The following is a 22,453-nucleotide window of genomic DNA, read 5'->3' on the forward strand; positions in this document are numbered from 1 at the left end:
CTATTGCTTTATCCTTCAGCTGTATCTTCGTTGTCTTCCAACACTTCCGTATGATCGCATGACGTACATTGCAACTTCGTTCCCTGTTTGCTGCGCTTCTCGATCATGAGTGAAGAGCAGACCGGACAAGGCTTAGCGGACGGGCGATCCCATGATACAAAATCGCATTCCGGATATTGATCGCAGCCGTAGAACACGCGTCCTTTTTTGCTGCGGCGCTCGACCACATGCCCTTCTTTGCATTTCGGGCAGGTTACGCCGATGTTTTTGACGATCGGGCGAGTGTTTCGGCAATCCGGGAAGCCCGAACATGCGAGGAATTTGCCGAAGCGTCCCATTTTATAAACCATGGGCTTGCCGCATTTATCGCAAACCTCATCCGAGACTTCGTCCTGAATTTCGATTTCCTTCATTTCTTCTTCCGCGAACTCAAGCCGTTTTTCGAAAGTCCCGTAGAACTCTTGAAGCACGCGGACCCACTGTTCGTCGCCTTCTTCCACATGGTCGAGGCTTGCTTCCATATGGGCGGTAAACTCGGCATTCAAAATCTCCGGGAAAAATTCTTCCATTTGCTCGTTGATCAGCTCTCCAAGCTCCGTCGGAACGAATTTCTTCTCTTCGATCGCGACGTATCCGCGTTTTTGAATGGTTTCCAACGTCGGCGCATACGTACTCGGACGTCCGATTCCGAGTTCTTCCAGCGTCTTCACAAGCCGTGCTTCCGTATAACGCGGAGGCGGCTGCGTAAAGTGCTGCTTCGGCTCGACCTCTTTGCGCTCCAGTTGATCGCCTTTGGCAAGTGCAGGGAGGAACTTGTCTTCTTCCACGCTTCCGTCGTCATTGCCTTCCACATACACTTTCATAAAGCCGTGGAAGCGTACTTTCGAGCCGACGGCACGGAACGTTGCATCGCCTGCGGCAATATCGACCGATAGCGTATCCAGCACGGCGGAAGACATCTGGCTGGCTACAAAGCGTTCCCAAACCAGCTTATACAAGCGGAATTGGTCACGGCTCATGAACGCTTTGACCGATTCCGGATCGCGGGCGATCGAAGTCGGGCGAACCGCTTCGTGGGCATCCTGAGAGCCTGCCGATTTTTTCGAATATTGGCGCGGCGTTTCCGGAGCGAATTCTTCGCCGTAACGTTCGCCGATAAAAGCTTTCGCTTCTTCCTGCGCACTGCCTGCGATCCGCGTGGAATCGGTACGCATATACGTAATCAAGCCGACGGTGCCTTCTTTGCCGAGATCGATGCCTTCATAAAGCTGCTGAGCGACCGACATCGTTTTGGCCGCCCTGAAATTCAGCTTGCGCGCAGCCTCCTGCTGCAGTGAGCTTGTCGTAAACGGAGGGGATGGATGGCGCTGGCGCTCTTTCTCTTTCACTTCGCCTACGACAAAATCCTTTCCTTCGAAAGCGGCCAGCACTTCTTTAACATCCTGCTCGCTGTGAAGTTCCTTTTTGGCGCCGTTCAACTGATGGAATTTAGCTTCGAAATCGTTGCCTTTGACAGCCAGGCGAGCCGTGATGCTCCAGTATTCTTCCGGCACAAAATCGGAGATTTCATTTTCCCGGTCAATGATCAGTTTGACGGCGACGGATTGTACGCGTCCGGCGGAAAGTCCTTTTTTGACTTTTTTCCAAAGCAAAGGGCTGATCTTGTAACCGACCAGGCGGTCGAGGATACGGCGTGCCTGTTGAGCATTAACCAGATCCATATTGATCGGACGCGGCGTCTTGAATGCATCCTTCACGGCCTGCTTCGTAATCTCATTAAACACAACGCGGCAATCCTGGACGTTATCGATGTCGAGCGCATGCGCCAAATGCCATGCGATTGCTTCTCCTTCGCGATCGGGGTCGGCTGCGAGATAGACCTTTTTGACTTTTTTGCTGGCATCCTTAAGTTCTTTCAGGATAGAGCCTTTTCCGCGGATCGTAATGTATTTCGGATTAAATTCGTTTTCCACATCAACGCCGATCTGACTTTTCGGCAGATCCCGAATATGCCCCATTGATGCTTTGACGATGAACTTGCTGCCTAAGTATTTGCCGATCGTTTTAGCCTTTGCAGGCGATTCCACGATGACGAGCGAATCCGCCATAGGTTCGTCCTCCTCTCAAGTTTTGCAAGCGCGGCTTTCCGGGCCCCTTGCCCTGAACCGCGCCTATTCTTCAATTGCTTCCATAGAATATAAATGTAAGTAGTCCCCTGTCGACACTAAAAGTAAGGTTACGCCCGTCTGAAACGCGCTTAAAGCGTGTGCGCTTCAGCCAAACGCAATCCTCTGATTAAGAGTCGACAAGGTGGTAGGTATACGGATGAGGTCAGCGGACCGGCTCCCCGATCCATGCATATACGGCTCCGGAGAGCGATTTTACCTGACTTTTTATGACTAACGATAGCAGAACGGAATGTAAAAGTCCAAAATCCCAGGACGTCTTCCGTTGAAGCTCATCGATACTCGCATCCCCTTGCTCCAATATAACGTATATCTTCCGCTCCTCTTTTGTCAATTTTTCATGTACCTCTTTTTTTGCGGCTCTTGGCGCAGGCGGAACGAACAGATGAGTATACTCCTCCAAAATGTCGTTAGCGTCGGCACAGGGTTTTGCTCCATTTTTAATCAATTGCAAAGTTCCCAAGCTCTTCGGCGAGGTTACGGGTCCCGGCACGGCGAAGACGTCTCGGCCGCAATCGAGCGCATAATCGCCTGTAATCAGCGAACCGCTTTTTTCCGCGGCTTCGACAATCAATACCCCTCTCGACAACCCGGCAATGATCCGGTTGCGCAGCGGGAATAGTCCCGGCGAAGGACGCGTGCCCGGAGGAAACTCGGATACGATCAGCCCTTGCTCCGCGATTTCCCGGTGCAAATGATTGTGTTCGGGCGGATAGGCGACATCGACGCCCGCACCTAGCACCGCAATCGTTGCGCCGCCCCGACGAAGTGCTTCGCGATGGCTATAACCGTCGATGCCCCGAGCCATTCCGCTGACGAGACAAACTCCGCTTTCCGCCAATGCCCCCGCTATCCGTTCGCAAACGACCCGTCCGTAAGCGGTCGGCGATCTTGTCCCGACAATCGCGATGCTGAAATCATTCAGCAGTTCTCGCCGTCCGATCGTGTAAAGCATCCAGGGCGGTTTGGCGGATTCCTTCATTAAAGTAGGATATGCCTCATCAAAATAAGACATCGGTTCGATCCCGCGCAGCCGTAACCGTCCAAGACGTTCACGAGCTTCTTCAAGTCGAATATTCCCTGCTGCTTTCGCCAGCTTGGTTTGTGCACCCAGTGCTAACCAGGTCTGCTCGGGAATCCGAAAAAGTTCGTCAAAAGGAATCCCTTTATGCCACACGATTCTCATCAACGTGCTGATACTTTGCCAACCGATTCCTGTCGTCTCATGCAAGGCCATAACCCATAGCGCTTCAGGCAACCCTTCTTGTTTCATGACTGCTTCACCTCTCCCAGCTTCCAGTGACTGCCCGGAAAATACAAAAAGCAGCCCTTCCTCCCCATGGGGAAAGAAAGGCTGCCTGCCTTGGTTCCGTTCAGTTCCAAATTAAACTTTCACCTTGTCATTGTGCCAGAAAAACGCCAACGAATCAACCCGCTGTAAACGTTTCGAGCACGCCGCGCTCTTCGAGTACGGCTACGAGAGTCGCACCCATTTCGGCCGGAGTCGGAGCGACGCGAATCCCGCACTCCTCCAGCTTGGCAATTTTCTCCGCAGCCGTGCCTTTGCCGCCCGAGATGATGGCACCCGCGTGACCCATCCGTTTGCCCGGAGGAGCCGTAGCGCCGCCGATGAAGCCCACGACAGGTTTGGTCATGTTGGCTTTGATCCACTCGGCAGCTTCTTCCTCTGCCGTGCCGCCGATCTCGCCGATCATCACCACCGCTTGCGTGCCTTCGTCTTCATTAAAGAGCTTCAGGATATCGATGAATTCCGAGCCCTTAACCGGGTCGCCGCCGATACCGACCGCCGTCGATTGACCGATGCCGCGCGTGGTCAATTGGTGCACGGCTTCATAAGTAAGCGTTCCGCTGCGGGAAACGACACCTACTTTGCCCGCTTTATGGATATACCCCGGCATGATGCCGATTTTGCAAGCTTCCGGCGTAATGACGCCGGGGCAGTTCGGTCCGATCAGCACCGTCTTTTTGCCTTCCAGATAACGCTTGACTTTAACCATATCCAGCACCGGAATGCCTTCCGTGATACAAATCACCAGTTCGAGTTCGGCGTCGATCGCTTCCATGATGGAATCCGCGGCAAATGCTGGCGGTACATAGATCACGCTCGCCGTCGCACCCGTCGCTTTGACTGCATCATTGACCGTGTTGAACACCGGAAGCTTGACGGAGCTGCCGTTCTCGAGCGTGATTTCAACGTCAGTGCCGCCTTTGCCGGGAGTTACGCCGCCTACCATCTGCGTACCGTACTCCAAGGCGCCTTTCGTATGGAAAAGCCCTGTCTCGCCCGTAATCCCCTGCGTAATGACTTTCGTATTTTTATCCACCAGAATGCTCATGCCAGTCCACATCCTCCGTTTAAAGTCAGTTTGCGAAGTCTAGTAGCTTGTCAGCGTTAAAAAACTGACAAGGCACTGCTGCGGTGATTCCGTCGACTATACCAGCTCCACGATTCGTTTCGCGCCATCGGCCATCGAGTCTGCCGACACGATGTTGAGTCCCGATTCGTTCAGAATCTTTTTGCCGAGGTCGACGTTCGTGCCTTCGAGACGTACAACGAGTGGTTTTTCCAGCTTGATCTGCTTGGCCGCTTCAACCACACCGTCCGCGATTACGTCGCAACGCATGATCCCACCGAAGATGTTGATAAAGATTCCTTTGACTTCCGGGTCGGACAGAATGATTTTGAAGGCTTCAGTTACCTTCTCCTTCGTCGCGCCGCCCCCTACGTCCAGGAAGTTGGCGGGTTCGCCGCCATAGTATTTGATGATATCCATCGTTGCCATCGCCAGACCCGCGCCATTGACCATGCAACCGATGTTGCCGTCAAGCGCGATGTAGCTCAGGTCGAATTTGGATGCGGCGATTTCCTTCTCGTCCTCTTCATCGAGGTCGCGAAGCGCCAAAATATCTTTGTGACGGAATAACGAGTTCGAATCAAAGTTCAGCTTGGCATCGAGCGCAATGACATCGCCGTCGCCGGTTACGACAAGCGGATTGATCTCTGCGATCGAGCAGTCCTTATCCACGAACGCTTCATACAGGGCCAACATGAACTTCGCAGCTTTATTGACCAGTTCCTTCGGAATATTGATCGCATAAGCCAGACGACGAGCCTGGAAAGGCTGAAGCCCTACGGCCGGGTCGACCACTTCGCGGAAAATCTTCTCAGGCGTCGCGGCCGCAACTTCCTCGATCTCCGTTCCGCCTTCTTCCGAAGCCATCAGCACGACGCTGCCGGTTCCCCGGTCCACGACCACACCGACATAATATTCCTTCTTGATATCGCAGCCCTCTTCAATCAGGAGCCGCTTGATTTCTTTGCCTTCCGGGCCTGTCTGGTGGGTAACGAGCACCTTGCCGATTAATTCTTCGGCATAAGTACGTACTTCATCCAGGCTTTTGGCCACTTTGACCCCTCCGGCCTTACCGCGTCCGCCCGCGTGGATCTGCGCTTTTACGACGACGATCGGAGTTCCGAGTTCGCGGGCTGCGTCTACGGCTTCCGCCGCGCTGAACGCTACCTTGCCGCGAGGCACGGTTACTCCGTACTGCTGCAAAACTTCTTTGCCTTGATATTCATGGATATTCATTCGTGAATCCTCCTATCAAATTGGCTCGCACCAGGCGGGTTGCCAGGCAGAAAAGTACAACCTCAATCATTATAGCACGACTGGCAAACAAAATTGAAACGCTTTCTTAAAATTCGAACTATTCCGCTTTTTTCGACATTTTTCAAAGGATCGAAAAGCGCACAGGACGCAGAGTTTATGTATTTCCGACAAAAAAACCGAAAGCCTCGAAGGCTTTCGGTTTCCGGAAATCAAGCAAATATTCGAGTATGCGTTGCTTATTTGCCCGAAGAAGAAACGTTCACGTCATGCGCACGCGCCAACAAATTTTGGAATCTGCCAAGCAGCTCCACAAATTCCGGCACGTCCATACGCAGGTCGCGCGCCATGCATTCCGGAATATGTGCGGCCTGTTCTTGCAGCTCGCGCCCTTTTTCCGTCAACGAAATAAAAACTTTGCGCTCGTCTTCAGTTGAGCGGTTGCGTTCGACAAGCCCTGCGGCCTCCAATCTTTTGAGCAGCGGCGTCAGCGTTCCCGAATCCAGGAACAATTCCTCGCCAAGCTCCTTTACTGTCCGTTCATCCTGCTCCCATAATACGATCAATACGAGATACTGCGAGTAAGTCACGCCCAATTGTTCCAAATAGGGCTGGTACATCTTCGTGATCTCGCGCGAGCTGGCATAGATCGAGAAGCACAGCATATTGTCCAACTGAAGCTGCGGATATTCATTGACTTTGCCCATTCTGCGCACTCCTCCCTTTAACTACTGGTTTTTTCCGAAAATCTCTTACAAACATAATCGCATTAAATTTGATTGTTGTAAATACGTTTGGGTCGAATTCATGAAAAAACTTGCATACAACGTATCTTGACTTTCGAAACGCTGCGTTTAGAATAAAAGTATACTATTACGTTGCTAAACGGTTCGAAAAAAGAGGAAGCACCCTTTTTCGGTCTGGCGGATTGTCCGCTATTTCAGAAAAAGAGGTGTGTTTTGTCATGTACGGAAAAAGTTATAGCGCTTGCTTGTACGGCGTCGACGGCGTCATTGTAGAAGTTGAAGTCGATATTACGAACGGACTGCCGCAGACGACGATCATCGGATTGCCGGACTCCGCGATTCGCGAATCGACGGATCGGGTCAAGGCGGCGCTCAAAAATTGCGGCTTTCGGTTTCCGAGTCGACGCGTCACCATCAATCTGGCTCCCGCGGATTTGCGCAAGGAAGGTTCTTCGCTTGATTTGGCGATTGCGATCGGCATTTTATTGACGGATGAACAGCTCGCGTTGCCGGCAGGCAGTCGACTGATCGCGGTCGGCGAGCTGTCTCTTGACGGCTCCCTGCGCCCGGTTGCGGGCGTGTTGGCTATGGCCGATTGCGCGCGCAGGCAAGGTTTCGACGCGATCGTGACCTCTTCTGCCAATGCAGACGAAGCTTCATTGGTAGACGGGTTGACGGTCTATTCGCTGCCTCATTTGCGTATGCTTGTACCGGAATCCCAGCGCGAAGAGTTATCTGCCGGAAAAGAAAAACGCTACGAATTTGACGCCGACGGCCTGCGTTATGCGCAAATCGCGTCCGAAGAATCAAGTATCTTCTCGGCAACCCATGACGATTATGCCGACGTGCTGGGTCAGGAGCATGCCAAGCGGGCACTCATGATCGCCGCAGCGGGCATGCATAACATCCTGCTCTCCGGACCTCCCGGTACCGGAAAAACGATGTTGATCAAGCGCCTGTCAGGTATCATGACCGATCTTTCCGAGAACGAAGCGCTTGAAGCCACCAAAATTCTCAGTGCCGCCGGTCGGCTGAATCATGTCAGGCACGGCCTTGTGCGACGTCGTCCGTTTCGTGCGCCGCATCATACGATTTCGCCCTCGGGACTGGCAGGCGGAGGTTCGATCCCCAGACCCGGCGAAGTGAGTCTGGCCCACAGGGGCGTGTTGTTTCTGGATGAGCTGCCGGAGTTTTCTCGCGGCGCGCTGGAAGTATTGCGACAACCGCTTGAAGACCGAACGGTAACGATCAGTCGCGCACGAGCCGCTTTCACTTTTCCCGCACACTTCATGCTGGCCTGCTCCATGAATCCCTGCCCTTGCGGCGGCGGTCTTGACGAGAACGGTCAATCCGCTTGTTCCTGTTCGCCGTCGACGATCCTGCGTTACCGCAGCCGGATTTCAGGTCCGCTGCTCGACCGCATCGATATGCAGGTCGAGGTTCCTCAGCCGCCGCCTAGCGATCTCGTCCGTCCAGGCTCCTCTTCCGCCGAACTTCGTGAACGAGTTTTGTTCGCTTCCGAGCGCCAAAAAACGCGCTATCGCTCGTTAAACGTGGAGTGTAACAGTCAATTAAGCGGGACTTTGCTGCGCAAACATGCGAATCCGGGCCGTGAGGCACAAGTTTTACTCGACACCGCCATTAGCGCATTAGGGCTGAGCATGCGCTCGCGGGATCGCATTTTGAAGCTGGCTCTAACGATTGCCGACTTGGAAGATTCGAATGAAATTCGTACCGAGCATATTGCGGAGGCGCTTCAATATCGGCAGATGGATCGGAGAATGCGGGAATAGACGAATAGAAATAAAAAGGAGCTGTCCTTCGATAAGGACAGCTCCTTTTTATGCAGCGACCTGCACGCCATGCGCCCTGCTAAAACGCGTCCTCAATATGCTCCAATGATCGAATCTCCAAATTACGCCCCAACATAACCGCAACGGCATCGAAGCGAATCTGGCGGTCCGAGACTCCGAAGCGATGCAGATAAACTTCAGCGGTTCGTCTGACTTGTCCGATTTTGCGTGCATCGATCGACTCGGCCGGCATTCCGTAGCCTAGCCCGCTCCGACTCCGTACTTCGACAAACAACAAAATTTCTCCCTGCTCAGCAACAATATCCAGTTCCCCGGAGCGGCAGCTCCAGTTGCGCTCGATAATACGCCAGCCTTGCCGTTGCAAATAGGAAGTCGCTGCTTCTTCAGCGGCTCTGCCTTTGTCTTTGCGGGTAGGAGATGCAACTTTTTTATGTACGGCAGAGCCGTCCGCAGTTGCAGATGGCTTTGCTTTCGATGAATCGTTCATAGTCCTTTGCGCCTCCCGGCTTCGCGATCGCTGCGATACACGAACGAAAGCAACTCGGCGACAAGCCCGTACAACTCGGCGGGGATTTGTTGATCCAGATCCAACTTTGACAACACTTCGACCAAAGCCGCATCTTCTTGAATCGGAACTCCCGCTTCTTGAGCCCGTGCCAGAATGGATTCCGCGATACTGCCGCTGCCTTTTGCCACAACGACCGGAGCGGACATCTGCTCCGGCGCGTATTTGAGTGCGACTGCGCGTTTGCGGGCCGTCTCTTCGGATTTGGTTTCTTTCATATTTTCACGTCCACTCCCCGATACGAAGGCGGAGCATACGATAGCGACGTTCCGGACTCTCCGTTGCTTTCCATGCTGCGTTCAGGCAAAGCATCCGTGCGCAGAGCCAACAACTGGTAACCCGCCGCTTCAAATGCCGAAGCAATCTGAGGTTGCCCCGCTTCCAGCAAAGGCCGTGCCCAGTCTTCGTCATTGCGGAAATTAAGACTGACTTTACGGTCCACGACCTGGACGTCGATCAACGTACGCCCTAACGATTTCATGTCCAAATCGAACCACAGACGGCAGTTGGACGAGTCAAGCTCTCCTTTGGGTCCTCTACGGGATTCAATCTGTACAGAAGCTGTCTGATTACCATCCGGGCCTACAAACGGGAGAAACATCGTGACTTGGGCAAAAGGCGCTGTACGATCGGTGTTCAGCAGCAGCTGTTGTCCGGTCATTTGCTGGACCGCTTGCTGTGCCGCATCCTTTAGGCCAGCAGGCAGCGAATCGGAAGCAGACAACTGCAACAAGAGAGATTTCAGCGTCTCGCGTACTTCTGCGACGGACTGCTGTGCGGCAGGCGTTTGGGTAACAGCTCGGCTATCCGCAGTTGCGGCTCCATCCGGACGCCCAGTTTCGCCTGGCACCGTGCGGAGCGCCTGCTCAGCAGCATTTCGGACCGCAGCGGAGACTTCGGGGCGAGCCTCTGCGTTTGTCGCGGCTGCAGCCGCCGTGGAAGCCGCATTAGCTGTTGCTCCTTGCTGGGTCTGTGCTGCTGAAGTCTGCGCAAGCTGCGCTGCCGTTTGTCCGGCAGCCGGAGACGGAGCAGCAGGTGGTGCAGACTGCGGTAATGGAGTGCTGTTTGCTGCCGCTTGCGTCGGCGTAGAAGGCGGCGTATTTAACAATGTGGAACGTGCAGTCTGCTGTTCGTGCTCGGCACCCAACATTTTAAGCAGACGCCCGACCCATGGTCCGGCATCCGCTTCGTCTGCCTGCGCAGTGGTTTGACCATTCCGGGCGGCCGCTGCATTTGCCGTCTCCGTGCTGCCTGCAGCAGCCGTGCGCAGTTCGCCAAGCAGTGTCTGTACTTTACGCAGCAAAGCGGCATCCGTTTGCGGCAATTCTGATGCTCCTGCATTCCGACCAGCTGCCTCTGCCTGGGCAGCAGTTGAAGATTGTCCTTGCGAGGCCTGCTGCGCCGCGTTTCCCATTGAAGCTTGATTCACGCCTGTCGTACCGGCAGCGGAAGTCGTGCGCTCCGCCGCTTTAGCTGCACCTGTCGTTTGCGCGGCATCCGGTGCAGCGGAACCTCCAGCAGCCGAAGTCGCGCCCGCAGCCGCTTGGGCAGCGGTACGAATCTGCGCCGGGTTCCCGTCTTCCGGCGGTGTCGCAGCCGCCGCCAAGCCAGCAGCCGCAGCAGAAATATTGTTTGTATTCCCAGTCGCCATATTTCCCGACGCATTTTGCCCGTTAGTCGGCAAAGTCCCGGCAGTTCCGGTAGCGGCCGGTCCCGAAGCGGCTCCAGGCTGCGGAGCACTTAATCCGCGACCCGGCAAAGCTGTTCCTTCAACCGATCCTTCGCCCAGCTGCGCCAGTGCCGCGGCAACCTGCTGTCCAAGATTTTGCAACACGGCGGAAGCCGGAGCGCCGAATACGGCTTGCTGCATTCCCGATACGCTTTGAGGCGTAATCGGCAGTCCTCTTTGCTGTAAAATCCCGATCGAACGCACCCATTGCTGAGCATCGACGGAAGCCGGCTTCTGTGCAAGCATATTACGTACTTCAGCGGCATTTTCCTTGGTCATCGGAATTTCTGCCTGCTGCATCATGCGAACCATCTCACGGGTTTGCTTATTATCCGGCATTCCCAGCTGCTTTAATGTATCTTCCATCGATTGTGCGCCCGCGGCTGCACCCGGAGGGGCCGCAACAGGCTTCATCACGATCGAGCCATCTTCGGCGGCAGGCTGAACTTCCATAAAAGCCGTTTGTCCGGCCTGCAAAGGCGTCTCAAGCTTCGCGTTCACCTTCACGCCCTGGATCTGAACCACCGCTTCCTTGCCATCTTCCGATACCGATTGGACTACGCCTCTAACCACTTGCCCGGCACGCAAATCCACTTGCTTGGCTTCCCCCGGCTTAGCATCTCCGATAATACTTTTAAACAACGAACCGATGTTCATCTCGCTCACCTCCCTAACGACTACTTGGTTAACTCTTAATCACAGGTTTGCGTTTTAGGCGGGCGCAACCTTACTTTTAGCTTTGAAAAGGTACGACTCGTCCCGCTTTGCGGTCGAATTTTCCGTTATGACTAATATATCGGAAAAAACGCCTCTTATAATAAGAAGCGTTTGCGTTCGTTTTGAATGGTCGGATCAACGCAACTGCTCATGCTCTGCCTTCATTTTAACCAAAAAACTATGCCGATGCAGATCGCTGATTCCCAGCTCCAAAATTTTCTCGCGGTGAACAGCCGTTCCATAACCTTTATGTACGGCAATGCCATACCCCGGATAATCCTGTTCCCATTCTCCCGCGCAAAGACGATCCCGCGTAACCTTCGCCACGATCGAAGCGGCTCCGATGCTCTGGCTGAGCGAATCGCCTTTGATGATCGCACGCTGCGGAAGATCCACCTGAATGCTCTCCGCATCCACCAACAGCGCATCCGGTTGCTGCGTCAACGCTTTTACCGCCATCTTCATGGCCAAACGAGACGCCTGCTTAATATTGATCTGATCGATGGTCTTCGGATCAACGCGACCCACTCCGACAGCAACGGCTTCGCGCAGGATGACCTCATACAGTTCATCCCGCTTTTTCTCGGACAATTTCTTCGAATCATCGATTCCTTCGATTTTAAGCCCTATAGGCAAAATGACCGCCGCAGCCACGACATCGCCAAACATGCAGCCGCGACCTACTTCATCCACGCCCGCAACAGCTTCAAATCCTTCCGTCCACAGTTCCTTCTCCAACAGAAGACGATCGACTTCCACTTTGATCTTTTTGGGTTTACTGACCGTCGTTGTCGTCTCTTCACTCTTTTTAGCTTTCGGCATGATGTTCTCCTCCGTTCCCGTTATGCAAAAAGGATCGCCGAACTGCTCGGCGATCCAATCCCGCGCTGCCTGCACGGCTCATGTTTCCTGTATCCAATGCTTAGAAAGGCTCTTCCAAAGAGAAGCGGCCCATTTTGCCCGAACGAAGATCGCGCAAGAATAATACCGACGCTTTGGTCAGATCGACCCGGCCGCCGCTCATGATACAGCCGCGTTTACGTCCGATTTCTTCCATGATCTGCACGATTTCGTCCGGATCGTCAAAAACGGTCGGACGTTCGCCAAGCGCGTAACGCTCGGACAAGCGTTCCCAATAATGCTCCGCGCAATACTTGATCGCGAAGAACGTCACTTCCTCCACGTTCAGTACGTCTTCTTTGATCGCTCCGGTCACTGCAAGCTTCATGCCCACGTTTTGGTCATCGAACTTCGGCCACAAAATCCCCGGCGTGTCGAGAAGTTCCATTTCCTTGCCGATTTTGATCCACTGTTGGCCTTTGGTTACGCCTGGACGGTCTCCCGTCTCCGCGATGCTTTTGCCGGCCAGTTTGTTGATCAAGGTCGACTTGCCCACGTTAGGGATGCCGACGATCAAGCCGCGAATAGCACGAGGGTTCATGCCTTTTGCAATCTGACGATCGATCTTTTCCTTGAGAAGTTGTTTGGCATACACCGAGATATCTTTGACGCCGCGACCTCCCGGCGTATCCGTCTCGATGGCCAAGTGGCCTTCCTCGCGGAAATATTCGATCCATCTTTTCGTAACTTCGGGATCAGCCAAGTCGGACTTGTTCAACAAAATCAGTCTGGGCTTGTCCTTGAGAATGTCTCCGATCATCGGGTTACGGCTGGACAGCGGCAAGCGGGCGTCAAGCAATTCGATCGCAAGATCGATCAAGCCGAGCTTCGCTTCAATCTGTCTGCGTGCACGAGTCATGTGACCGGGGAACCATTGAATGGTCATAACGGTATTTCACCTCTCCTAACGGCCGGAAAACGGAACGGATTCCGGCACGGTCATGCTAATGATTGACGATATGCATGTCGCTGAACGGCCAGAAGACCAGGTCGGCCCGGCCGGTAATGTCGCTGTAAGGGACGTAACCGATCATTCGGCTGTCTTTGCTGTTTGGACGATTGTCGCCCATTACGAATACGTGTCCTTCGGGTACGGTACCGTCAGGGAATGTCGCATTCGGGAAGTTCGTGTTGTTATTATACGTTTCGCCGTTGGCATGCGCCTGGTCGAGAACGTCTTGAATGTAAGGTTCTTCGATGATTTCACCATTGACCGTCACTTCGTCGCCTTCAACCTTAACGGTGTCTCCCGGCAAAGCGATAACCCGTTTGATGAACTCTTTGTTATCCTCGGAAGGAACTTTGAACACGATAACCTCGTCCTTTTTCGGAGCACGGATGTCATACAAAATCTTGTTGACGATGACGCGTTCGCCATCATGGAAATTCGGTTGCATAGAGGAACCATCAACCATATAAGGCGCGAACAGCAGCCAGCGGATGACAAACACCAACACTAATGCAATCGCAATGGCTTTTACCCATTCGAGCGTCTCGCTTTTCACTTTGTTTTTCGGATTGTTCGGCGCTTCTTCCGCTGCAGGGCGGTTTACGTTTTCTTCCATGGATAGCCCTCTCCTTACGCTTGATATCCAAACATCAGCATTTTGCAAAACCGCACATCCGTGCCTTTAAAAGGTACTGGATCCAGCCGGTTTTGAGAAATGCTCATATTTACGGGGCTAATACGTCCCTTTTTACTTATGAATCGCTTTTGAGAATAAAACGAAAGGAGCTTGTTTCCAAGCTCCCCATTTTTCGCTCGCTTAGCCTTCCGCGGGGGAAGATTAACGACGAATTTCTTTAATTCTTGCTGCTTTACCGCGCAGTTCGCGCAGGTAGTACAGTTTCGCACGACGCACTTTACCGTGGCGTACGACTTCGATTTTGTCGATTTTTGGCGAGTTGATCGGGAACGTTCTTTCAACGCCTACGCCGTAAGAAATCTTACGAACGGTGAAAGTTTCGGCGATACCGCCGCCTTTACGTTTGATGACTACGCCTTCGAACAACTGGATACGCTCGCGAGTTCCCTCGATAACCTTAACGTGCACTTTCAAAGTGTCGCCGGGACGGAAGCTCGGGATATCTTTGCGAAGTTGTTCTTGAGTCAGAGCTTGAATCAGATTCATGATTTGTTTCCTCCTTCCACTCATGCGTTCATACGTCTTCTTCGGAAAACAATTCCGCCTCATCATTCGCAGAGGACCGCAAGATTACACAACGGATTGATTTTACCATGAAGTCGTATGAAAAGGCAATACATTACTTAAAAATAAACCGAAAGAAAATGTCTTACCATTTCGAAGATCCCGAAGAGCGGCCTCCGCCTCCTCCTTTGCCCCATGAAGAAGAACCGCCGGACCGTCCGCCGCCGCCCCAGCTTGAGCCGCCGGACGAACGTCCTCCGGGACGGCTTCCGCCGCCAGGCCCGCCGAATCCGCCTCCGAAGCCTCCGCCTCCGCGGTTGTTATTGTTGGCCCGTTGAACGGCACGCCGATAATCGCGCTCCATCTCTTCCAGCACCTGACGCCCGAAAGCGGCTTGCGCCAGCGCATCTTCGAAGCGCCCTGCCGCAATCAGACGGCGTGCTTCGGTTTCGAACCCGCCGTAACGACCTGCGTAAGAATTCGTGCGCAGGTAACGACGATACGTCTGCTCGCGCCCCGCAAAATCGCCGCTTAGCTGCTCCAACTGTCGCATCGCCTGGTCCCGACGTTCCTGCAAATCCCGTATGTGTTGAGCAAAATCGGAAGCATTGCGTTCATATGCCGCCAAAAGAGGTTCTGCGCGAAGCAAGTCGATCGGCTCGCTTTTCAAAGCTGCGGCCACGGCCTCTCCTTCGTTTTCTGCCGTTTGAAGCGCTCGGTCATACTCCGGCATATGGACGCCCATGGCCCGGTAAGTCGATCCCGCTTGCCGGAAAATGCTGCGAGCCCCTTCGAAGCGCTGCTGCGAAGCGCGATGCTGCGCATCCAGTTCGTCCGCGTATCCCAATGCTTCGCGCATCCGCTCGCGCGACCGCGCTGCCAGCTCGTCTGCGCGATCGCTTTTTTCCCGGGCGGCTTTGTAATATTGCACTTGCGGATTAAGAGCCGAACGAATCTCCGGCAGCAAACGACGAATTTCCTCTTCCGCCCGATCAACCTCCTCGCGACGTCCCCGCTGCGCCCCTAAATGAGACTCGGCGTAACGACCTCTCAATTCATTCAGCTCCTGCTCGTAACGAGGCGCAAACCCTTCGATTTCACGCAGCAAGCTTTGCGCATCCTGAAGCGACTCGGCCGACGTGCTTCGACTCTCCAGGCGACGCTTTACGATATCTTTGGCCTCCGCAATACGGGAAGCGATTCGTTCGGCCGATTGCTTGGCTGCCGGAACGTCTCCCGCCTGAATCAACTCGTTCAAGCGCTGCGTCTCCGCTCCCGCTTCGCTGAGAACGCGGAACGGATCTTCCTCGGTCAGCAGGAGTCCTTCGCGCTCCGTGACAGGACGCAGCTCCCGTTCGGTCTGAACGATCTTTCCGGGCCACTGCGCGGCTTCCGAAGCCAAACTGCTCAGCGATTCCACATAGCCCGAAATTTCCTGGAGACGCGACAACGACTGTTCGGCCGGAGCAGACGCCTGCATGACATCGAATTCATCCAGACCGTCCGCCTTCGCGAGCAGCGCCGCCGCCTCATCCAGCTCTCTTTGCAGAGTAGTCAAGGGATATCCGGTATCCGTCTTCAGTTTTTCCAACGCCTGCCGCGTTTGCCGTTCCACTTCTTTGCCTTCCTTGACTCTGCGGCGAACTTCGGCGAAGCTGGCGGATACTTGCTCGAAGCGTTCGTTCAAAGCCGTCACCCGACTTTCCCAATCCTGAACCTCGCGGGTTAACGTATCCAGTTCTTTTCTTTGTGCACGCGAGGCAAAAGTTCCCGGGCGGAATGCGGCAAGGCGCGTAGACAGCGACTCCGCGCTCTGATGCAGCTCTACCGCTTCGCGGCTGATTCCCTCGGCTTCTTTTAACGTCTCTCCTTGAACAAAGCCCATCTCTACCTCACGGAAAAGCTCGGATACCATAATGCCGTCCACCACGGCAGATGTCGCCTTCTGCCGATTGCGAAGCTCTTCTGCGCGCTTTTTCACCTTGGATCCCGACTGGAACATGCTGAACAGCACATAAGCACCGATGCCAAGCACGGCAAGCGCCAGGATCGCATACAGCCAAGTCCCTCCGGCCAACAGTCCCGCCGGACCGCCGGAGCCCGAGGAAGCGCCTCCTGCACCGTTGACGTACTCGCCGACGGCCAAAGCGCCCGCTGCCGGTCCGTCGTCTTGCGCCGCGGGAACGAACGCACGGTCGATGATACGTTGAGCATTTCCCAAAGCGGAGTTTTCCAACTCTAAATAAACCAAGTTCGGGTCCGTCACGATTAAAAGCAGCAGCTCATTCGAACCCAATCCCCAGGCATCGTAGGTCTGTGCGGACAACCGGGCAGCTTCGTTTTCGCTCATGCCGCTCTCCGTCAACACGTAGACCGTATATTTTCCGTCAGAGAGTTCATTTTCCAATTGCCTGATCTGGCTGTCCGTAAACAAACCCGCTTCGTCCGTGACAATGCCGCTTCGCTGCGGACTTGACGCGGATACCGACAAGATCGGCGTCAACATCAACAATACGACCGCCAATACGGGCAGCACCTTTCTCCAATCGATTCTTCGCATCCTTTAATCCTCCTGTTTCCTTAACCGAATGTCGTTTAATCACATTAGCTTCATCTACCTTCCAGTTTACCATCTTCGGCCAAAAAACGATAAGAACATCTGCGATCTCTACCTTCTTGCACGATTCAATACTTGGTGACCCAATGATTCTAAAGCAAATACCCCCTGCGATGATCCGTCTTTTTGGACGATTCCGTAGGGGGTATATTCATTTATCTTCATCTAAAATTTTTGAAAATAGGCGGTCTGCTACTCGTCCGCAGCTGCCTCTTCACGCTTTAACTCTTCGAGCCACTTCAGCTCTTGTTTAGTCAGCGTCAACCGTTCCAGAAGCTCCGGACGGCGCTGAAGCGTACGGCGAAGCGACTCCCGTCTACGCCAAGCTTCGATATTCGCATGATGGCCCGACAACAGAATATCCGGCACTTTCATCCCCCTAAACTCCGTTGGACGGGTATAGTGCGGATACTCCAGCAGTCCCGTGCTGAACGAATCCGTCACGGCGCTATTTTCATTGCCCAGCACACCCGGAAGCAGCCGAACGGTACTATCGATCATTACCATGGCAGGCAGCTCGCCGCCGGTCAGTACATAATCGCCGATCGAGATCTCGTCGGTTACCAGACCGTCGCGAATCCGTTCATCATAACCTTCATAATGTCCGCAGATGAAAATTAAATGGTCTTCCTTGGCAAATTCCTCCGCTTTTTTCTGCGTAAACGTCTCGCCTTGCGGACACAGCAAAACGATACGCGGACGCGAAGGTGATTCGTTTGCCGGAAGTTCGGCTGCGATACCCCCGCCTTCGTTCTCGCGTCCACGCAGCAAATCCTCTACGGCAGCAAAGATCGGTTCCGGCTTGAGCACCATGCCTCCCCCTCCGCCGTACGGCGTATCGTCAACCTGCCCATGCTTGCTGGTCGAGTACTGGCGAAAGTTCACGGCAGAAAGCTCTACGATTCCTTTATCCCTTGCTTTTCCCAGAATACTCGCACCGAATACGCCGTCGAACATTTCCGGAAATAAAGTGAGTACATCAATCCGCATCCGTGCACTCATTAGTCCAGCAGTCCTTCCATAACCTCGATACGTACTTTTTTCTCGGCAACGTTTACTTCTTTCACAACCGATTCGATAAACGGAATCAGCAGTTCTTTGCCGCCTTTGCGCTTAACGACCCAGACATCGTTGGCGCCCGGCGTCAGAATATCGGTAATGGTTCCCAACTCTTCGCCTTCTTCGCTCAATACGGAGCAGCCGATGATTTCATGGAAGTAATAAGCGTTATCTTCTGCTGCTACGGCTTCTTCTTTCGGTACTTTTACTTCCCAACCTTTATATTTTTCGACCTCATTGATGTTATCGTAGCCTTCCAGCTTCACGATATAAACGGTCTTTTGCTCGCGTGCGGAGATGACTTTGACTTTCAACGCTTTACCGTCCTCCGGCGAGATCAGCAGCAGTTCTTTGCCTTGAGCAAAACGAACTTCGGGAAAATCGGTAAACGGGAAAATTTTCAGTTCGCCGCGTACTCCATGAGTGTTTGCCACTTTGCCTACGCTTAAAAAATCCAGTTTATCATTCGAGTTTGTCATTTGTATTCGATCCTTTCGCTTCTTTTGCTTTATCTATACATATACGATAACAGTCTTGATAATGTACGAAAAGGGGCTAGGAAGATAACCTCCTAACCCCTTTTCGTATATCTTTAAGACCGGAAAGTCTAAGCTTTCCCTTTTAAGACTGGATATCCACGGTAACCCGCTTGTCCAGTTTGACTGCTGCCGACGTTACGACCGTACGAAGCGCTTTGGCGATTCGCCCCTGCTTCCCGATAATCTTACCGATATCATCGGGATGCACAGAGAGTTCATACACCACCAAAGACTCTTTCTCTACCGTACGGACCTTAACGTCTTCCGGGTGATCGACCAGAGCTTTTGCGATAACCGCTACTAACTGTTCCATGTCAACCCCTCCGAGTCACTGTCTTATTTTTGCAGTTTGGATTCATGGAATTTCTTCATGATTCCGGCTTTGCTCAGCAGGTTGCGAACAGTATCGGACGCTTGCGCGCCTGTTTGCAGCCAAGCCAAAGCTTTTTCTTCGTTAATGCTCACTACTTGCGGTTCAGCGACCGGATTGTAGTAACCAATTTCTTCGATGAAGCGTCCATCACGCGGGGAACGGGAGTCCGATACCACGATACGATAGAAAGGTGCTTTATGCGCACCCATGCGCTTAAGACGAATACGAGTTGCCAAGAAAATCACCTCCTTCAAGAAATAAACGGCTTCGAAAAACCGCGGCGGCTGTTCAGCCTGTATGGAAATGCTCCTTTTCCGTTTAACGGAACGGGAACCTCATGCCTTTGCTCATTTTTTGCATTTGCTTCATCGCTTTGTTTTTGCCGCCTTTCGGATCCATCATGCCCGAAAGCTGCTTCATCATCTTTTTCATCTCGTCGAACTGCTTGATCAAACGGTTGACTTCGGCCAGCGACGTGCCGCTGCCTGTCGCAATCCGCTTGCGGCGACTGTAATTGATGATGTCCGGCGATTGCTTCTCCGCGCTCGTCATGGAATGCACGATTGCTTCGATTCGACCGACCTGCTTGTCATCGACCTTCAGGTCACTCTTTTGCTTCATTTTGTTCATGCCCGGAATCATGTCCATGATCTGATCCAGCGGCCCGAGCTGCTTGACCTGCTCCATCTGCTCAAGAAAATCGTCGAAGGTGAATTCCGCGTTGCGCATTTTGCGCTCCATTTCCTTCGCCTTCTTCTCGTCGATGCCGGACTGCGCTTTCTCGATCAGCGACAGCATGTCGCCCATCCCGAGAATCCGCGAAGCCATGCGTTCCGGGTGGAACGGTTCCAACGCGTCCAGTTTCTCGCCGAGCGAGATAAACTTGATCGGACAGCCCGTTACCGCCTTAACCGACAATGCCGCACCGCCGCGGGTGTCGCCGTCAAGCTTGGTCAACACGACGCCGGTCAACGACAGCTGCTCGTTGAAGCTTGCCGCGACGTTTACCGCATCCTGACCTGTCATCGCATCGACGACCAGCAGCACTTCATCCGGTTTGGTTTCCGTATGAATTTGCTTCAATTCTTCCATCAACTGTTCGTCGATGTGCAGTCGGCCGGCGGTATCGATGATTACGTAATCATGACCTTTATCCTTGGCTTCCTGCAAACCCTGGCGGGCAATCTCGACCGGACTCACTTGATCGCCAAGCGAGAAGACCGGCACGTTCAGCTGCTCGCCAAGAACTTGAAGCTGCTTGATCGCCGCAGGACGATAAATATCGCCTGCGATAAGCAGCGGACGATTCCCCTGCTTCTGAAGCATTTTGGCCAACTTGCCGGTCGTCGTCGTCTTACCCGCGCCCTGCAAGCCTGCCATCATGATGACGGTCGGCGGCCGATTGTTCTTGTTGAGTTTGGACTGCGTGCCGCCCATCAGTTCCGTTAATTCTTTATTGACGATGTCGATGATCACCATGCCCGGCGTAAAGCTCTCCGTTACTTCTTTTCCAAGCGCCTTCTCTTTCACCTTGCCGATGAAATCTTTGACGACTTTGAAGTTGACGTCAGCTTCCAGCAGGGCCAGTCGCACTTCGCGCATCGCATCGTTAACGTCGTCCTCGGAAATTTTGCCTTTGCCGCGAAGTTTGCCGAAGACGTTCTGCAATCTCGTCGTTAATCCTTCGAATGCCATATGTTCACCCCGCTTCCGTATCTATTCTCTCTATTATATACCGAAAGCCGATCCATTATCGAATTCGTAAAATCGCGTAACCGCTATTCCAGAGCCTGAAGCTTTTGCGCAATGACTCCGAGTTCCCTTCGCGTCTGCTCCGGTACCTTTTCGTCGTTAGCCAAGATCTCCAACTCGCGAATCTCCTGCATGCGACGGTCATGCCGCTGCAGCAGTTCAAGCTTCGCTTCGTAATTCTCCAGCGTCTGCTCGGCACGCTTGATATGTTCGTACACCGCCTGGCGGCTGATTTCGAATTCCGCGGCAATCTCGCCCAGCGAGAAATCATCGTGGAAGTAATACTTGAGAAAAGTCTGCTGCTTCTCTGTCAGCAACCGTTCGTAAAAAGCGAACAGCAGGTTGATTCGATTCGTCTTCTCCAGACGATTTTCTTGACTCATCCGGAACACTCCTCTCGTCAAGGGAAAACACTTTACACACCAATCAACGTTCCCTATCATACCGAAAAGAAAAGAAGATGTCAAGCGCTTTTGCTTAACATCTTCTTTCATGAATCAAAATTTGTTTTTCCCCTGGTCCAGTAGCTTGACCAACATTAATCATAGGTCTACGTTCGACTGAAACGCACACGCTTTAGGTGCGTTTCAGCCGGGCGTAACCTTACATTTAACTTGGTCAAGCTACCAGCCTGTTATTTCACGGTAATGATGACTCGTTGATAGTGCTTCAGATTATGCGTCCCGTCGTCTTTAACCTCCGCGATCATATGAATGGTATCGCCGGATTTCGCATCGGTCGGAACGCGGAACTTAACGGTTTCGGTATCCGCCCCGCGCATCCCGATCGTGTTGCGATGTTCGCCCTCTGTTTTCTCGCGATGCAAGCCTAGCTGTAGATCGCCGGCCATCTCTTTGACCGCTTCTAACGGCTCGACCGGAGAATCGTTGTACGTATCGGCTTTATGGTAACGCCACCAGCGTTAAGTCAGGTTATCGCCATCCAGATCGCCTGAATAATGATAAACCGAACTGGTCAGTACAATCCCCGCCAAGTCCATCTCGTTCGAATATAAAAGAAAACGCAGCATGGAATTCATGTCGTCCACTTCGCCGTCGTTTGTAACGACCGTTCTGGCTTGACTTTGCTTCAATTGAGTTTGTTGCTGCGGCGTGAGCGGCTTTGAACCCGACGAAGTTACTCCTGTATCTGCCGCAAATGCCTGCACGCCGCCACCGGCTGCCAGCACTGCACTCAGATTCAATGCCAATAATGTTTTTACCCATTTCCCTTTATTTATTACGTCAGCACCCTCTCTGATTGATCTTTCGACCGCCCGGCAGCGCATTTCCTCGTAAGGACCCTTTACGAAAAAAACCTGATTGCTGCCGCACACCCAAAAGGGCAAGCGGTAGCAATCAGGTTTTGCCTGCATGACCAGTCACCATTTGCAAATGGTAGGAAGGTAAAAAAAGAAGCCGGGAAATTGCCCCGGCTTCTTGACTTGCCTAGAAAGCTTAACGTAGCTGGGAGCGAGAAGACGTAGAGAGAAATTCAGTGACGGAATGGAATGTTCGCCTTTGAAATCGAGAAAAAACCTATAAAAGTTTCGATCCATTTTCTCAATTTCAACATGCGACCTGAAGCATTTCGAAGAAATGCACTTCGGAAGCCTACGCTGGCAATTTCTCTCGGAGTCTTCTCGCTTCCCGCACCCACGTGACTTTCTCGACAAAC

General features: G+C 53.1%; 20 protein-coding genes and 1 pseudogene. 1 reads left to right on the plus strand and 20 read right to left on the minus strand.

The window, feature by feature from the left end; all coding sequences use genetic code 11:
* Positions 1-8: 8 nt before the first annotated feature.
* From topA to HRQ63_RS06465, 5 genes are all read right to left on the minus strand, one after another.
* Positions 9-2,108 carry a type I DNA topoisomerase gene (gene topA, locus HRQ63_RS06445; RefSeq protein WP_172240916.1) on the minus strand — a complete coding sequence of 700 codons (2,100 nt, stop codon included), beginning with the start codon at positions 2,106-2,108 and terminating at the stop codon, positions 9-11.
* Between the two features lie 223 nt (positions 2,109-2,331).
* The gene (gene dprA, locus HRQ63_RS06450) at positions 2,332-3,459 is read right to left on the minus strand and encodes a DNA-processing protein DprA (protein WP_172240919.1); all 1,128 of its coding nucleotides are present in this window, start codon (positions 3,457-3,459) and stop codon (positions 2,332-2,334) included.
* Between the two features lie 154 nt (positions 3,460-3,613).
* Positions 3,614-4,543 carry a succinate--CoA ligase subunit alpha gene (gene sucD, locus HRQ63_RS06455; protein ID WP_172240922.1) on the minus strand — a complete coding sequence of 310 codons (930 nt, stop codon included), beginning with the start codon at positions 4,541-4,543 and terminating at the stop codon, positions 3,614-3,616.
* A gap of 96 nt (positions 4,544-4,639) precedes the next feature.
* Entirely contained in the window at positions 4,640-5,797 is a 1,158-nt protein-coding gene (gene sucC, locus HRQ63_RS06460) for an ADP-forming succinate--CoA ligase subunit beta (protein WP_037282407.1), read from the minus strand.
* Positions 5,798-6,054: 257 nt separating this feature from the next.
* Complete coding sequence (locus HRQ63_RS06465; protein ID WP_172240925.1) at positions 6,055-6,522, minus strand: MarR family winged helix-turn-helix transcriptional regulator; 468 nt, start codon at positions 6,520-6,522, stop codon at positions 6,055-6,057.
* A 257-nt stretch (positions 6,523-6,779) separates the two neighbouring features.
* Here HRQ63_RS06465 and HRQ63_RS06470 point away from each other — a divergent pair, with 257 nt between their 5' ends.
* A complete protein-coding gene (locus HRQ63_RS06470; RefSeq protein WP_172240928.1) occupies positions 6,780-8,354 on the plus strand; it encodes a YifB family Mg chelatase-like AAA ATPase in 1,575 nt (524 codons plus the stop codon).
* Positions 8,355-8,433: 79 nt separating this feature from the next.
* On the opposite strand, the gene HRQ63_RS06475 is transcribed toward HRQ63_RS06470, so the two are convergent.
* The 15 genes and pseudogenes from HRQ63_RS06475 to HRQ63_RS26355 all read right to left on the minus strand — a co-directional run.
* The gene (locus HRQ63_RS06475) at positions 8,434-8,862 is read right to left on the minus strand and encodes a YraN family protein (RefSeq protein WP_172240931.1); all 429 of its coding nucleotides are present in this window, start codon (positions 8,860-8,862) and stop codon (positions 8,434-8,436) included.
* Positions 8,859-9,158 (minus strand): EscU/YscU/HrcU family type III secretion system export apparatus switch protein, encoded by a 300-nt coding sequence (locus HRQ63_RS06480; RefSeq protein WP_037282414.1) that lies wholly within the window; start codon positions 9,156-9,158, stop codon positions 8,859-8,861. The genes HRQ63_RS06475 and HRQ63_RS06480 overlap by 4 nt, the downstream gene beginning before the upstream one ends.
* A complete protein-coding gene (locus tag HRQ63_RS06485; RefSeq protein ID WP_172240934.1) occupies positions 9,155-11,326 on the minus strand; it encodes a hypothetical protein in 2,172 nt (723 codons plus the stop codon). Before HRQ63_RS06485 ends, HRQ63_RS06480 begins: the two co-directional genes overlap by 4 nt.
* 195 nt (positions 11,327-11,521) lie before the next feature.
* Positions 11,522-12,208, minus strand: coding sequence for a ribonuclease HII (locus HRQ63_RS06490; protein WP_172243323.1), 687 nt, complete (start codon positions 12,206-12,208; stop codon positions 11,522-11,524).
* Between the two features lie 100 nt (positions 12,209-12,308).
* A complete protein-coding gene (gene ylqF, locus HRQ63_RS06495; protein ID WP_172240937.1) occupies positions 12,309-13,172 on the minus strand; it encodes a ribosome biogenesis GTPase YlqF in 864 nt (287 codons plus the stop codon).
* 58 nt (positions 13,173-13,230) lie between these two features.
* Positions 13,231-13,851: a signal peptidase I gene (gene lepB / locus HRQ63_RS06500; RefSeq protein WP_172240940.1), complete on the minus strand. Its 621-nt coding sequence runs from the start codon at positions 13,849-13,851 to the stop codon at positions 13,231-13,233.
* 222 nt (positions 13,852-14,073) lie between these two features.
* Positions 14,074-14,418, minus strand: coding sequence for a 50S ribosomal protein L19 (gene rplS, locus HRQ63_RS06505; RefSeq protein ID WP_172240943.1), 345 nt, complete (start codon positions 14,416-14,418; stop codon positions 14,074-14,076).
* Positions 14,419-14,581: 163 nt separating this feature from the next.
* Positions 14,582-16,996, minus strand: coding sequence for a TPM domain-containing protein (locus tag HRQ63_RS06510; RefSeq protein ID WP_172240946.1), 2,415 nt, complete (start codon positions 16,994-16,996; stop codon positions 14,582-14,584).
* Positions 16,997-17,245: 249 nt separating this feature from the next.
* Positions 17,246-18,043: a tRNA (guanosine(37)-N1)-methyltransferase TrmD gene (gene trmD, locus HRQ63_RS06515; protein WP_172243325.1), complete on the minus strand. Its 798-nt coding sequence runs from the start codon at positions 18,041-18,043 to the stop codon at positions 17,246-17,248.
* 11 nt (positions 18,044-18,054) lie between these two features.
* Positions 18,055-18,591 carry a ribosome maturation factor RimM gene (gene rimM / locus HRQ63_RS06520; RefSeq protein WP_172240948.1) on the minus strand — a complete coding sequence of 179 codons (537 nt, stop codon included), beginning with the start codon at positions 18,589-18,591 and terminating at the stop codon, positions 18,055-18,057.
* Positions 18,592-18,733: 142 nt separating this feature from the next.
* Positions 18,734-18,964: a KH domain-containing protein gene (locus HRQ63_RS06525; protein WP_087800850.1), complete on the minus strand. Its 231-nt coding sequence runs from the start codon at positions 18,962-18,964 to the stop codon at positions 18,734-18,736.
* 23 nt (positions 18,965-18,987) lie between these two features.
* A complete protein-coding gene (gene rpsP, locus HRQ63_RS06530) occupies positions 18,988-19,260 on the minus strand; it encodes a 30S ribosomal protein S16 (protein WP_037282436.1) in 273 nt (90 codons plus the stop codon).
* An 82-nt stretch (positions 19,261-19,342) separates the two neighbouring features.
* Positions 19,343-20,719, minus strand: coding sequence for a signal recognition particle protein (gene ffh / locus HRQ63_RS06535; RefSeq protein WP_172240951.1), 1,377 nt, complete (start codon positions 20,717-20,719; stop codon positions 19,343-19,345).
* An 83-nt stretch (positions 20,720-20,802) separates the two neighbouring features.
* On the minus strand, positions 20,803-21,159 hold the full coding sequence (ylxM, locus tag HRQ63_RS06540; RefSeq protein WP_172240954.1) for a YlxM family DNA-binding protein: 357 nt from the start codon (positions 21,157-21,159) through the stop codon (positions 20,803-20,805).
* Positions 21,160-21,410: 251 nt separating this feature from the next.
* Positions 21,411-21,860, minus strand: a pseudogene (locus HRQ63_RS26355) (nucleoside hydrolase-like domain-containing protein); the annotation flags it as partial.
* Positions 21,861-22,453 lie beyond the last annotated feature (593 nt).

The organism is Saccharibacillus endophyticus (assembly GCF_013185185.1).
Taxonomy (GTDB): domain Bacteria; phylum Bacillota; class Bacilli; order Paenibacillales; family Paenibacillaceae; genus Saccharibacillus; species Saccharibacillus endophyticus.